General features: G+C 48.3%; 11 protein-coding genes. 2 read left to right on the plus strand and 9 right to left on the minus strand.

From position 1 onward, the window contains the following. Positions 1-6: 6 nt before the first annotated feature. The 4 genes from FC652_RS16440 to FC652_RS16455 all read right to left on the minus strand — a co-directional run bounded on the left by FC652_RS16440 (position 7) and on the right by FC652_RS16455 (position 7554). Positions 7-2313 carry a proprotein convertase P-domain-containing protein gene (locus FC652_RS16440; protein WP_176299451.1) on the minus strand — a complete coding sequence of 769 codons (2307 nt, stop codon included), beginning with the start codon at positions 2311-2313 and terminating at the stop codon, positions 7-9. 16 nt (positions 2314-2329) lie between these two features. After that, positions 2330-4465, minus strand: coding sequence for a TonB-dependent hemoglobin/transferrin/lactoferrin family receptor (locus tag FC652_RS16445; protein WP_176299452.1), 2136 nt, complete (start codon positions 4463-4465; stop codon positions 2330-2332). Next, positions 4466-6520: a prolyl oligopeptidase family serine peptidase gene (locus FC652_RS16450; protein ID WP_176299453.1), complete on the minus strand. Its 2055-nt coding sequence runs from the start codon at positions 6518-6520 to the stop codon at positions 4466-4468. A 284-nt stretch (positions 6521-6804) separates the two neighbouring features. After that, positions 6805-7554, minus strand: a complete 750-nt coding sequence (locus tag FC652_RS16455; protein WP_176299454.1) for a flagellar brake protein — start codon at positions 7552-7554, stop codon at positions 6805-6807. A gap of 170 nt (positions 7555-7724) precedes the next feature. Between FC652_RS16455 and FC652_RS16460 the strand changes: the two genes are divergently transcribed. Next, on the plus strand, positions 7725-8000 hold the full coding sequence (locus tag FC652_RS16460) for a GNAT family N-acetyltransferase (protein ID WP_176299475.1): 276 nt from the start codon (positions 7725-7727) through the stop codon (positions 7998-8000). A 133-nt stretch (positions 8001-8133) separates the two neighbouring features. On the opposite strand, the gene FC652_RS16465 is transcribed toward FC652_RS16460, so the two are convergent. Continuing rightward, positions 8134-9762, minus strand: a complete 1629-nt coding sequence (locus FC652_RS16465; RefSeq protein ID WP_176299455.1) for a methyl-accepting chemotaxis protein — start codon at positions 9760-9762, stop codon at positions 8134-8136. 205 nt (positions 9763-9967) lie between these two features. Next, positions 9968-10315: an XRE family transcriptional regulator gene (locus FC652_RS16470; RefSeq protein WP_176299456.1), complete on the minus strand. Its 348-nt coding sequence runs from the start codon at positions 10313-10315 to the stop codon at positions 9968-9970. 261 nt (positions 10316-10576) lie between these two features. Here FC652_RS16470 and FC652_RS16475 point away from each other — a divergent pair, with 261 nt between their 5' ends. Next, positions 10577-11695 carry a mechanosensitive ion channel family protein gene (locus FC652_RS16475; RefSeq protein ID WP_176299457.1) on the plus strand — a complete coding sequence of 373 codons (1119 nt, stop codon included), beginning with the start codon at positions 10577-10579 and terminating at the stop codon, positions 11693-11695. A 43-nt stretch (positions 11696-11738) separates the two neighbouring features. On the opposite strand, the gene FC652_RS16480 is transcribed toward FC652_RS16475, so the two are convergent. From FC652_RS16480 to FC652_RS16490, 3 genes are read right to left on the minus strand one after another with little or no spacing between them, the layout of a single operon-like run. Next, entirely contained in the window at positions 11739-12647 is a 909-nt protein-coding gene (locus FC652_RS16480; RefSeq protein WP_176299458.1) for a PstS family phosphate ABC transporter substrate-binding protein, read from the minus strand. Between the two features lie 27 nt (positions 12648-12674). Next, positions 12675-13289, minus strand: coding sequence for an OmpA family protein (locus FC652_RS16485; RefSeq protein ID WP_176299459.1), 615 nt, complete (start codon positions 13287-13289; stop codon positions 12675-12677). A 1-nt stretch (position 13290) separates the two neighbouring features. Beyond that, complete coding sequence (locus tag FC652_RS16490; protein WP_011151735.1) at positions 13291-14601, minus strand: TolC family outer membrane protein; 1311 nt, start codon at positions 14599-14601, stop codon at positions 13291-13293. Positions 14602-14617: the final 16 nt, after the last annotated feature.

Consider the following 14617-nt stretch of genomic DNA (forward strand, 5'->3'; position numbering starts at 1 on the left):
TTCTGCTTAGCTTAAATTTTGACGAGAGCAGTGCACTCGCGCCATAAAAAGGGTGAATAGGAACCAGATAGTGAAAGGGGAAAGAAGACCACCCTCTCTTTTTGAGGCTGTCACTGAGTTAGTATTCTGTTCGGGCTTTACAACGCATTGGTATTGCTCAAACTGGCTGATGCCCCACGCGTTTAACCGACCTTGATTGCCTTCGATGGAATCCATGATCTCTAGACGCCAGCGTCCCCAGGCTTGCTGACCGAGTAAGGGCACTAATTGCGCGTCGTGAGCCACCGTGAAATAACCTTTGAAGCCGTTGCCCTGACTGATTTGGTGATTCCAAAGCACCAGCTTGTCACCTTTTGGTGACGTCAAAGTGATGGACAGATCCGCCATTGATGCGTGGTCAATATCGAGATAAATGGCGAACTGTTCGCCAATAGTGACGTCGCGATCAAGAAATGTCTGCGAGAAGATCTGTTGCCCGACGTTAAAACGGCCCTGCGCGTCAGTGCTGGCATCATTCAGTCGTACGTCCATCTGCTGCGCACGGTTGAGTAACTGAGGAACACCTCGCACCAAGGTGATCAACTCTTGCCACTGCTGCTTTGCCAGCCAAGGCTGATGACGATAATCGGCCTCCACTTGCGCGATAAACGGCTGGCCACATACCAATCCTTCTGGTAACTCCGCGCTTAGGGTAAATGAATGAGTTAGCAGGCTCTGCTTTTCCACCAAGATCTGTTGCTGAAGAGAAAGTCTTGCTTCAACGTCTGCAGCTCGACCATTGGCCACCAGCTCAATGGAGAGCGGTTTCGCATCCGTGATGTATTTACTTTCAAGACGGCTGATAAACGGCGCTTTTAACAAGCCATGTCGTTTAAAATGGCGCTGCAAAATCTCAGCATACGGTTTTTCAGGATAAAGAGTGGCAGCGGCCAGCACGGTGCTTTCCGCCAAATCGTGCATCTTTACACCGCGCCCGACGCCATACATACCTTGCAAAACGATCGTATCGAACTCGCGAAACACACGCTCATCCCCTTCACCGAGCAAGGTGACCGACTCCTTCAGGGCTTGGAACAGCGGCGTTGACCACAATTCATCACCCAACTCACCCCCAACACTTTCGTGCGCTCGATAGTGGCCATGTTCAAAATAGCGCGCACGTTGGTTCCACAAGCTTCGAGTTGAGAGACGATTGCCAAACACGCCATCCCAATTGAATACTGTATCCAGTTCAAACTCTTGGCCACGCCTTGCGGCATCGAGATATTGCTGACGATAACTGTGACTGCCAGCCCAATAATCACCGAACCCTTCGCCGATCGCGCCGCTATGGCCATATGCCCAATCGGGCACAATTTGATAGTGAATACCGTGGCCAAACTCATGCAAGATAACATCGGCATCCATCGCATCTGGTGAAACGCCGCCCAAGCCAAACATCGCCGCCTGAGGGCCTTTATAATAGGTGGAGTTGTTGGCGGACAGTCCACGCCCATCAAACTTTAATGGTTCATTAAACAGCGCATAGCCCAATGTTTTGGTGTATTCGAGCGAATGATCAAGATGGTAAAACGCCATCACTGCCAAAAAACGCGGATCATTGCTCTGCAGCGCTTGCAGATCCGCCAATGCTGCAAAATGGCTAATCCCAGACGGCGCCGCAAAACCGCTTTCGTCTCTGACTGGCACACCATCTTGTGCCTCCACTGAAATCAGCGCTTTCGCATCCACTTCAACCACATTTCGGTTGCGTAAAAAATAACCCTGATCGGTTTTTAGCAAGCTGACGTTTCGGCGTTGATATTCCATCGCGCCAGGGTAGTCATCCATGCTGTTCCAGCCACTGCTTGGGGCCGGAAGTTGTTGTTGCGTGCGAAGATCGGGGTCGAATACCTGTATTTCAGCCGTTTCGAGTTCACCTTGTTCCAGGGCGGGGGGAAAATCCGCCTCTAATCTTCGAGGGTGTTCCAACTCCACCGCCGTGGTTGGTTCGCCATTGAGCAACACCGTGTTTTCTAAACTACGAAACACGCGCGCCACTCGGTGCTGCTGATCCGTTGTCACCACAAGGCTCTTTTGCTGTTGGTACTGCTCATGTTGCCAAACATCAAAGTTATAGTGATGGCCCAACAGTGAGGTGGTTTGATACCTGAGTTTAAATTCGCCCTGATCAGCATAATGCTGCTGAACAAACTGCTGCACTTGCTCGGCGCTATTCAAGGTCACTCGCTGTTCGGGATAGTCCCACTGCGCTGCGTTAGCCAGCGGATTCATCGCCAGTAGCAGGGCAAGTAAGGTGAGTTTGGTCTTCATTTTCGACTCCTTGCGCTTAGAACTGGTATTTCACGTTGGCCGTGAAGTAGCGCCCTGGCTCAGTGGAATAAGTGGTGTGGGCTTGTGAAATGCCCGCCACGTCTTGATAGCGAATGTATTCATTGTCGAACAGGTTGACGATGGACGCGCTCAACGTCAGATCCTTATTCCATTGATAGGAAGCAAACAGGTCGAAGCTGTGCCACGAGTCCGTTTTGGCGCACGACACTTCTTGATTGAACTCATTCACACACACCGGTACACGGTCCATACTCGCAGCCCAGTTCCACAACAAAGATGCAGACCAGTTTTGCTTGACGTAACTCAGCTCAACGTTGCCTTCTACTGGTGTCAGGGTTCGAATGTATTCGCCTTGGTCATTTTTGCCATCGACATAACCGGCTTTCGTCGCCAGCAACCATTGCTCGTTGATCTGATGGGCAGCAGATAACTCTGCACCATAGGTTTCAACGCCGTTAAGGTTTTGGTATTGCTTCAGCGTCACAGGGCCAACCATGCCCACTTCTTTGACATCAATGAAATCATCAAATTGTTGGTAAAACAGGGCCACATAAAGGCGTGAGGTACCGTTATCAAACTTATGCCCTACCTCGAACGAATCACTGGTTTCGGCTTTGAGATCCATATTAGGAATGATGATAAACGGAGTGAATGGAATGTCTTCATGAGACACATAGCCGTATGCTTTGTCATACGTTGGCGCTCGGTAACCATGGTTGTAAGAAAAATAGATCTGATGAGCGTCAGCCACTTTTCTTGCGATGGAGAAGCTCGGAGACCACTCTTGGCTGTCGATATTCTTCATGGCGAAACCATTGCTGTGCCCATCGCCATCGGGAGCAAGGCGATGAGCATCAAACCGCAGTCCCAACGTGGTTGTCCAGCGGCCATACTGCATCATTTCCAAGCCATAGATGCCCACACTAAGCGCTTTGGCTGGTGTGAACGGTTGCTTGCTGAACGCACTTGAACCGCCCGAAACCAAGGATTGACGCTCAGACGTTCTCGAATAGCGATTGCTGTTTACTTTCAAGCCATAAGCAAGCTGGTGCTCGGTTTGGTCGGTGGCAAACGCTTTGGTCATGTCAGCACGAAAGCCCACAAGCTGGTCGAGAAATTCGTTGTTTTCTAAACTGCGCTTTTGCTCCGTAATGCCATTTTGATCCAGCCTGCCGTAGAGACGGTTGATGTCTTCAACATCCGCCATGTCTCGCCAATACAACTTGGCTTTGGCTTCATCGAACCAATATGCGTCCAGAGGCTGATATTCCAGCCCAGCCGAAACACCTAGATCCGTGACGTGCGAGTCTTCGTAATACTGGTTTTGATCCCATTTGCCATCCGCATGTATACCTGGGCTCCCTTCGCGACGAATTTGCCCTTCACGATAAGCATCTGCGGCAACACTTAACATCAGCGCATCACCAACAAAATGGTTGAGCTGGTAGCTGGCGCTCGCCCCTTCTAACTCACGTTGGTAGTTATCTTGATTGAAGTTGCGCGTTTCCTTTCCTTGCCAATACGCGACCGTCAGCAACGAGTCGGTGTTGCCTGAGCGAAAGGCCAAATTGCTCATCAGTTGGGTTTTATCACTGATGCCAGAGTACGTGGTGGCCACATCAGCATAGAAATCGTCGTTTTTTAAGTAGTCACCCGGCTGCATCGATTCAATCACGACGGTGCCACCCAGCGCGCCTGAGCCGTGAATGGATGAACTGGCTCCTTTCACTACTTCAATGCTTTTGACGTTGACCAAGTCAAAGGAATTACGCCCCACTTTGTCATTGATGTCATTGGCACCAAAACCATCGGCGCTTTGCACGCCATCGCGAACGATCATAATTCGGTTGCCCGTCATACCACGAATGGCGATGTTTTGTGGCCGACCCGCACCTCCCGTGACACTGACGCCGGGCTCATTACGCAGGGCATCATACAGCTCTGTTTGGCCTTTTTTCTCTAGTTCTTTACCACTGATCACCGACACAGAGCCCGCCACTTCTGAGAGCGGTTGCTCGATTTGATTAGCCGTCACGACGACCTCTTCCATCACGGCGTGGCCATTTTCGGCGTGCACGAAGTTGGCAGCGAGTACCGACAGTACCGCCGCTGAGACAGGCGTTAGTTTCATTTATTGCTCCGATTTATTCGATGTTTCGATCAGTGAAAGTAAAAAAGCATACTCTTTGGCTTGTTGTGCCAATCCTTTACGCCTGTCCATGGCGTGGCCTGAATCAAAATCCGTTTGCAACAAATAAGGCCCAGTTCCCGTGCTAAGCGCCGCCAGTTTTGTCAGATACTTCGCCCCTTCCCAATAAGGCACACGCTGATCGTGCCAACCAATTTGCACCAGCATGGGCGGATAAGTGGCCGATTGAAGGTTGAGATAGGGGTCATACTCTTGCATCGCTTTTCGTTGAGTAGGCTGCTCGGGATTACCCCATTCTCCATATTGCTGCTCAGTCAGCGGTAATCGGCTGTCCGACATGCTGTTGAGCACATCGACAAAGGGCACTTTGAGCACGGCCCCTGAAAACAGTTCTGGCTTTTGGTTGATCGCTGCCGCCACTAATGTGCCGCCAGCACTGGATCCCATTAGGTAAATGTCGCGCTGCACCGGCTCTGCTCCCTCCCCATTCAAGCTAACATGGCGAAGTGTTTGTGCGGCGGCGACAAAATCAGCGATGGCGTTGCTTTTGTTGATCCCTTTCCCAGCATCATGCCATGACGCGCCAAAGTAGCCGCCCCCTCGAACGTGCGCCACTGCGTAGATGGCGCCTTGATCAAGTAAGCTGATGGTCTGCGGCATAAAATAAGGTTTCATGGTAAAGCCGTAAGCACCGTAACCATAAAGAATCACTGGGGAAGTTGCCGTGAGCTTGTCACGACGGTACGCCAGCGTGACTGGAACCTCTACACCAGAAGATTGAACCAAAATCTGCTCAGTATGGTACAAATTGGCTTGGTAATTGGCGTAGCGATCTTGGGCAATCTCTTTGATGCTCAGCGAGCTCACGTCTAGCTCTCGCCATGTCGGTGGCGTGGTCATCGACATGCTACGAATGCGCACTTTGTTACTGGCGAAATCGCCATTTCTCGAAATCCAAGCCGCTTCACCAGCATGATTCAGAGGGATTTGCTTGCGTAGTTCACCGCGGTAGTTTAATACCGAAAGTAATGAATCTTGCCCCTGACTCGCGCTCACCACAACGCCTGCCGAAAACAGATAAAACTGATTCAGCGTTGTGATGTGATCACTAAAGCGTTGCCAATCAGTCGGTGCCTGCAACGGTGCCTGATAAAGCTGAAAATCACCAGCATGGTTGCTCTGAACAAAAAGCGTTTGCTGGCTGATATCCACATAATATTCCATTCCTTGCTCAGCTTTACGCAGAACAGCGGAGACTTCTCCAGTGCGCAAGTTGAGGATTTTTTGTTCACTGCTGTTTTCATTGTTGCTTTGCAATAGCGCGTAATTTGCATCGCTGGCGGCATAAAACGACATCAACCAATCTGCTCGCGTTTCCTGCCACAAGCTGTGCTGACGACCCGTTTCTAGCTCAATCGCCATGATGTTCGATGGACGCTGAGCCTGATCTTTCTCAATCACATAAGCGGTCAAACCATCGCGAGAGAGCAGTACTGACGTGTCCAAGTCTTGTGCAATTTCAACGATATGGCCTTGCTTTAAATCGACCAACACCGCCCGATATCGCTCACTACCTTGACGATCTTCGGTAAACAACAAGTGTGTGCGTTTTGCCGAGATGGCCCACTCACCCACTTGATAGTAAGGCGTGTTATTTTGTCGCTCGGCAAACGAGAACACCACCTCTGCTTGTTGAGTGATTGGGTCGCGGCGCATCAATTGCAAACTGCCGCCTTGGTTGGTTAGTTTCCATTCCTCTCCTTCACGATAACCCCATGGTTCTTCACCTTTCTCAGGCTGCATCGCTTGCCACTGCTTCTCCAGCATGTGTGCCAAACTCTCACTTTCAAGCAGTCTTTGTGCTGCAAGCTGATTCTGCTCTTCTAAGTAAGCACGCACTCTCGGTGAACTGCGTGAGTCATCTCGCAGCCATTCATACTTGTCTTTAGCATCCTTATCCGTCACAGAGGAATTTTGAGCAAAACTCAACCCTGCCGGGAGCCATGCCAGCATCAAAAAAAGATGAATAAATTTCATAGTTTTGGAAGTTACATTTATAAAGTAAATGAAAGGACGCTAGTTTGCCCTCAAATGCAAATAACATCAATTATCATTTACCACAAATTAGTGATAATGATCACAAATACAAATGAGAATGGCTATCAATTTAAGTAATTACTCAAATTAATCTCGACACTAAACTCAATGACCAGAAAGGCCAAGCGAGCTCTGTATTCTGAACAGCAGGCAAAATAGATAAGGAGAATGGGCAGTTGGGACAATAGAGCCATGGCGAACACTCACGGCTCATTTCAAGCAAGCTAAGAGCTGCGTAGTTTTAGCTTTGTTCCGTCAAACTTCAAATGACCAAGCAGATTCTTGGCGTTGTGCTTGCCAAGATCATCAAACTCAACACCGTATCGAGCGTAGTGTGTCGAACGTTGTAAGTTACATACCTTCCCTTTCAGTGGTGCGAGTGTTGGGCCACCGACTTTGTTGAGAAAAATTTCGAGCGACACTTCTTCTCCCACCATAAAAATACGGCTCATTGGGGCGGTTACGAAACGGCACCCGCCTCGTGATAAATCTCGAATTTCACATTCCACTTTGGCTTCATTCACATAAGCTTTGGCGGGTAAGTTCACTTCATAACGAGTTTCTTTGCGCAACTGCGATACCAGCATAGTGCTTGGCACACTTAACACCAGCAGCGGAAATGGATCACTCAAACGATGCGTTAACTGACAGCGAAACTGTATGATGGCCCCTTCGCCACGGTGCGAGAGTGCCTTGACGTTAACCCAAAAGCCTTCTTGAAAATAGAACTTGAGATCGTCATCCGATATTTGGGGAATTTCAACCAGTATTGAGTGACCAGAGTGAGTGCCAACGAATAGACTGGTCGTCAAAAACTTGGTTCCCACTGGCGTTGCGACATTGAGTGTGATTTCGCTACCATGCTCAATCATCGCCAGTGCATCGGTGCTATTCAACGACGTTGTGCAACGCTGTGAAGCATTATCAGGCGAACTTAGTGGGCGCTTTTGGATTCTAGCCATCGGTGTATTCATCGTACCTATCCTAGTCAGCCTCACTGGTGCGGCCGCTGTTTTCATTCTATTGAATAGCTATCTAAACTCATTCGAGCCTATTACATAAACATAGCCTATGTACTCTGTTGCCCGATTTTATTTAGAGACTGTTTTTGATTCAATGATAAACCTATAAATTGAGGAGAAGAATTGTGAACCCTATCACCCATGATGCAGAAAATAACCTCTATCGCGTTCATTTACACGGCGAACACTACGCTACCGTCCATTATCAATTGGAAGAGAACAGCATGGCGATCACCTCAACACACATTCCAGAAGCGTTAAGAGGCGCTGGCTATGGCAAAGTGATGATGGAAGCGCTATTACCCGAGATCGCGGCAAGCGGTTACAAAGTGATTCCCGTTTGTAGCTATGTGAAACACTACTTGGATCGCCATCCGCAGTGGCAACACTTACTTTAACTGGCTTACAGTATCCGCTGCTACAACACCAAGTTTGAAGGAAGAAGAGAAGGTGTGGGATGAGAAATTTGCCTTCGACTTCCATTAAAGACGAAGGCAAATTGAAGGTAGTGTTCGAGAGGTGTTTTACATTTTACAAGCGGAAGAAACTCAATTGAGCCTTTTGTTTTTCCGCCAACTGCGACAACTCGCTACTCGCGCTGGCGCTTTGGCTGATACCCGCTACGTTTTGGTTGACCAGTTCAGACATGTTGACAACGTTGCGGTTGATGTCTTGCGTCACTTGCGATTGTTCTTCTGCTGCCGTTGCCACTTGTGCGTTTGAATCGTTGATGTTCGCAACCGCTTCAGTAATACCCACCAAGGCATCGTTCGCTCGTTTAGTCAGTTCATTGTTGCGCTCTAGCATATTCAAACTCTCTTGCATGCTGTCATTGGCTAGGCCAGATTGCAGTTGAAGCTGCTCAATGATCACTTGAATTTCTTTAGTTGAATCTTGCGTACGAGCGGCCAACATACGAACTTCGTCTGCCACTACCGCAAAACCACGGCCAGATTCACCAGCACGGGCAGCTTCAATTGCCGCATTGAGCGCCAGCAAGTTGGTTTGCTCAGAAACGCCACGAATCACTTCAATCACATCGTTGATCTGCACCGATTGCTCTTTCAAGCTCAATACCACGCGCGCGGCATCGTTCAATGCCGATGACATCTGTTGGCTTGCTTCGGCACTCTCTTTAAAGATCGCCAAACCCGATTTGGCTAAACCGTCTGTCTCGCGAGCGGTGGCATCCGCCGAGGTCGCGTTATCGCTAACGTTATTCGCGGTACTTGCAAGCTCGTTCACTGCTGAAGCAACTTGTTCAATTTCCGCCAACTCTTGCTGCGCATTCGCTTCGGATTGGGTCATAACAGCGGCAAGTTCTGTTGATGCCGACGCCACTTCTTCGGAGATACGGATCAAGTGTTCAACGATACTGTGTAGCTGGCTCGCCGTGGTATTCACGTCTTTGCTGAGGTGCGCAATTTCATTGTCGCCATCGACGTCCGCACGAACCGAAAGGTTACCTTGTGAGAGTTCACGCATCACCGCTTGTAACTTGATCACCGGTGTCACAATCATGCCCGAGAGGAACCATGCCACCAATAAAGACAGCGCCAACACACCAAGAACCGTCGCTGTCGCGACATTTTTCACATGAATATTATCAAGATTGCTCTGTTCCATACTTTCAGCGGCTTTTCGATTCACCATTTGTGACATGGTGTTTATTGCCGCCACCATCTCATCGCCCACTTTACGGTAGTCCGCGATAAAACGGTTGTATTCTGCCGCTGAGACCGTGCCTTGATCATTACGACCAAAAAACTCCACCGCATTCATTGAGTGATCAATGTAGCTATTGATTGATTTGCGCACTTCTGTCGCTTCCGCGCGAAATTCGCCGCGTTCAATGATCTCATCCAAATCTTGATTAATTTCTCTGGCACTTTGCTTAAGCTGCGATAAGAAGTTGTCACGACGATTAGCATCGTAAATCGCGTACACTGCGCTAATTCGCAGTGGGTAAACCGAATCATCAATTTTCGCCAAAGTATCTTTATAGAAAACCAGTGAGTTGGTGTTATGAGTAATAACATCTTGTTCAGCTTCGAGTTTGTCTTTGGTGACCCAAAGCGCCACGAGCAAAGCGAACGCGGTCAAAATAACAGGGACTAAAACCTGGGTTCTAACAGACAAGTTTTTTAACGAAAATTGCATGTAATGCCTCAATCAAGAAGGTTCGCTTTACGCCAAAGCCAACCATTTCAGAAAGGGCAAATTCTAGAGCGTGCTCACATTTTTGTCTATAAAAGATGCTAATAATTTCATAATGTTAGCGACATAAAGTCGACCTTAGTCAAAAAGTCGACCATATGATTAAATGTGAAAAAATATAGAAGAATATGTCTTGCAACAAACAGGGTTAGTTAATCGGATGTTCGTACTCGATGATCACTTGATTGCCCTCAACGTAAACATTGCGAATCACGCCATCGACAGTAACTTTGTTTTGCAGGAATATCGTTTGAGAAGTCGAAAGATCACGTCGTGATAAGGAAGGGATTACTTTGAATGGCTGGACGTGGAGCTGTTCACACAGTTGATTGATGAAACCAAGAGTAAGTGGGGTATCGCCTCGCAGATAGGAAGAAAACTCGTGATGGTTAAGCCCGAGACGGCGCGTCATTTCCATCTGCGTAATATGCATTTTGGCTTTTTGCGACATCCAAATATCGTACAGCGCGATACGATCCTGCTCAGTAAATTCCATCACCTTTCCCCAATAATCCGATCTGAGTATAAAACTCTCATGACTTAATAACGAAAGTGTTAGTTACAAGTCAAAGAACCGGTGAAATTATGCGGTAGAAACGGTACATATTGCACAAAACTCGATCCCATTCACATCCTATTGTGTCGTAAGGAGCTCATATCAATGAGTCGCATTGGAATTTTATCGGCTCAATTTTTGCGGTGTTGACCAATTATCTGTTACCTTTCTCTTTTTAATTCAAACGATAAGTTCTGAGATATGAATGATTGGTTAATTGAGCTGCAACAAGCACTCTTTAGTAATCACAAGGATTGGTTTGGCAGTGTGCTGTTTATTACCGGATGCAGCGCCATCGCATGGATCGTTTGGCGCGTGGTGGTATCACGCTTACATGTGCTCGCGGAAAAAACGCATCTCCACTGGGATGATCTTTTGCTGGAAGCTTTTAGAACCCCTATCAGCACTTTTATCTGGCTTTGGCCAGGAACCATCTCTCTTGGCATTATCGTCCAAAGCCAAACCGGACAAAGCTTAGCTTGGCTTGGCACCGCGAAACTCATCATGGTGATTTCGCTGCTGGTTTGGATCGTCATGCGCTTTGTTAATCACGCAGAAGAGTATCTCTTAGCAACACAAAGCTACGATGAAACCACAGTGCAAGCCGCTGCGAAGGTGGCGAGATTATTTATTCTCACCATCGGCACGCTGACCATGATGCAGGTGTTTGGCCTGAGCTTGTCTGGTTTGTTAACCTTTGGTGGTGTGGGTGGTTTGATCGTCGGTTTAGCGGCCAAAGACCTTCTTTCAAACTTCTTTGGTGGCTTGATGATCTACTTTGACCGCCCGTTTAAAGTGGGGGATTGGGTACGCTCTCCGGATCGCCAAATTGAGGGAACCGTTGAGCGCATCGGTTGGCGAATGACCATTATTCGCACTTTTGATAAACGCCCTCTGTATGTACCCAACTCGGTGTTTAGCAATATTGTGGTGGAAAACCCTTCGCGCATGCTCAATCGTCGTATTTACGAAACCATTGGTGTGCGTTATGACGATTGCAATAAGCTACCTCAAATCATTGAGCAAGTTCGTGAGATGCTGAAACATCACCCCGATATCGATGCAAATCAGACCTTGATCGTGAACTTTAATAGCTTTGGTTCTTCGTCACTTAACTTCTTCGTCTACACCTTCACCAAAACGGTGAACTGGGTGGAATACCATGGGGTGAAGCAAGATGTGCTACTCAAAGTGATGGAAATTATTCAGAAAAACGGTGCAGATATTGCCTTCCCGACTCAAACATTGAAGTTTGATCCAGTGCAGGCAGGATTGACTGAACCCAACAAGGGGAATCAAACCATGCAAGATGTTCAGTAAAAAAACTAACAAGCCGAGGTCATGCTCGGCTTGTTACTCTGTGCTATTTGTAGCCTCCGTAGACCAATGGGGCCTCGAGTTCTAAACGTACCTTGTTTCGGTGTATCGCTTCTTCAGGCAAACTAATAAAACCGTGCTCTGCAATGGTTTCCTGCCCCTCTTCCCCTAATGTTAAGCCGACAAAATACTTCTCCGCATCGGTGAGGTAATTGCGATTGGGTGGCAAATTAAGGTAAAGATAATAGACGTTAGACAATGGATAGCGACCAGACAAAATCGTTTCTTTGTTGAGGTCAAAACGTTCGCCACTGCGGTTGATGATATCAAGGCGGCGTACACCACTTTCAAGCTCTGCATAAACGGTATATCCCATCAGGTTCTTGTCATCGGCGATGGCCTCGATAAGTTGCTCACGCTCAGGATAATACTGGGTAAGCGAGCTTTGAGGCGATTCACACTCCACCAGCTTCGCAAAGTTCAGATGCTTAGCCAGTTCGTTTTCCACCGCCACAGGTTTGATGGTTTGATACTCTTCACCAAGAACCTTATTCCACTGCATTAGCTCTGGTTGATCATGGCAACCGAAGATCAGCTCCAACTCGTCGATGGTTACCCCACCAATCGGATTCTCCTCATTTACCAAGATGGTAATGACGTCTGAAGTGAAAAACAGTTCAGTCGGGCGATAACCATACTTGTGTTCAAACAAGGCGATTTCACTGTCGAGCCATTTACGTGAGCTGATACCCAGACGCGCTTGGTTGTCGATCATGGCGCCTTGCACATCCGCACTTTTTCGCGCAGTGATATCGAGTTCTGCCGATTGGATTAAATCGTTAGCAACCGCCATCAATTCTTGCTCAACCAAAATACGTGAACTTTCCTCAGCCCAAACTCCCGCACTCAACGACAACCCAGCCAATGTGGCAATACAAACATTGATTAATTTCATTTTTGCTCCCTTCATGATTGCCACCCGTTATTGACGAACAGTGCGTTTGAGATTGGACGATTCTTGCTCTGAGGTATAAATCGTCCATTTCGCTTCGGTTTTCATATCTGGCTGGGTGATCACCGCGATGGTACGGCGTTTGCGGTCTTTGAGTTTCTCCGTCAACGCGGTCACTTGGGTAAATTCCTGCTCAGAAATACGCTCTGGTGCAATGCCGTTTTCGATTAATGCCTCTTTTAACACCGAGGTGCGCTTTTTCGCCAACACTTGGTTGTACTCGTCGCTGCCTTCAGGGCTGGTGTCGCCGACCAGAATGACTTTTGCTTCTGTGCCTTGATTTAAAATTGCCAGCAACTCATCAAACTCGCTCGATTGATCGAGACGAATATGGGCATCGTCAAAATTGAAGTAAACGGTTTTGATATCCACTTTTTGATAAATCGTCCAGCGAGTACAGCCTTTGCTGTCAACTTCAGTGCCCAATGGTGTGTCTGCACAAATGTCACGCTGGTTAATCACGCCATCTTTATCGCTGTCGCGCAGATCATCGATTTGATGACGAGTCATGGTGGTGTCTGGCATTTGCGCACAAGCCGTAAGCAACATAGGCAACACTGCGCAGGCTAATAAATTCCGTCTCATATTATTTCTCCTTTGCCTGCCATTCTTGTGGATGTTCTACGCGTAACGCATAGGTAAGCAGCCCCATCGCATTGAGTAATCGATACGCAGACAAGGTATGGTCATACTGCGCAGCCACGTAGTTTCTGCGGGCCAAGAACACTTCCACTTTCGCATCCAGCACATCCAATAGACTGCGTCTTCCGACTGAAAATTGTTGGATGTAGCCCTGCTCAGCCACTTTGGCGGAATCCACGTTTTGTTGCAGCAGTTGCTTTTGCTTGGCCAGCATGTCGTAGGCGTGCCAAGCCAATTCCGTTCCTTCTCTCACTTGACGTTCTGTGCGAATGCGAATTGCACGAGCTTGCTCTGCTCGCCATGCCGAAGACTCCACCCGCGCATTGGTTGAACCGCCATTAAACAGATCGTAATCGAGGGTCAACATGATGCGCGCATCTTCATCACGCCCTTCCGCCCCACCGATGTTCTCGTTTTTGTTGGCTTGCAGCTCCAGTTTGATCTCTGGGTAATAGCCACTTTTCTCGCGCTTGATCTCTTTACGCGCCGCTTCAATATCTTGAATGGCGGCACGAATTTCCGGATGGTTGTCTACCGCTTGTTGCACCGCAACCTCACGACTGGGCGGCAGTAGCGCAAGATCAAATACCGGATCCACCAACTCACGAGCGGGTTTGCCGACCAGACGAATAAACTGGGTTTCTAAATCATAAAGGTTGTTCTGCGCAGCAATCATTGATGATTTACTGGTCGCCACTCGCGCTGAAATCTGCGCCAAATCAGAATGGCTACTCAAGCCTTTGCCCGTTCTTTCCAGAATATCTTGATAGATCTCTTCATGTTCGGTGACATTACGCTCGGCCAGATCCAGCATGGTTTGCGCTTTGAGGTATTCTAAATAGACCTTCACCACATCCAAGGCAACGTTTTCCGCATCGGAGAGTAATGCCAAACGTTCAGATTCCGCTTCAAAGCTGAGACGGTCGACATTGGCGGTGGTTTTCATTCCATCAAACAACAGCTGCGACACTTTCACCCCAAGCTCACTGCGCGTGAGACCACGATCTTCGTCATCGATTTTTCGACCACTGTTGTAGTAGGTTTCCTCGTAGCCGATCGCGCCGTAGAGCTTCACTTGTGGCAGATAAAAGCCCTCGGCACCGTCCATGTCTCGGATGACCGATTGATAGCGCGAGTACTGGGCAAGCACTTCTGGGCTGTAATCAATGGCCGATGCCACCGACTCCTCCAGTGAGATTGCATGCGCATGTGGCAGCGCCAGTGCCCATGACACCATGAGTAATTTTGAACGCATTCCCTTTCCTTTTCTG

The organism is Vibrio sp. 05-20-BW147 (assembly GCF_013369385.1).
GTDB classification, from domain to species: Bacteria; Pseudomonadota; Gammaproteobacteria; order Enterobacterales; family Vibrionaceae; genus Vibrio; species Vibrio floridensis.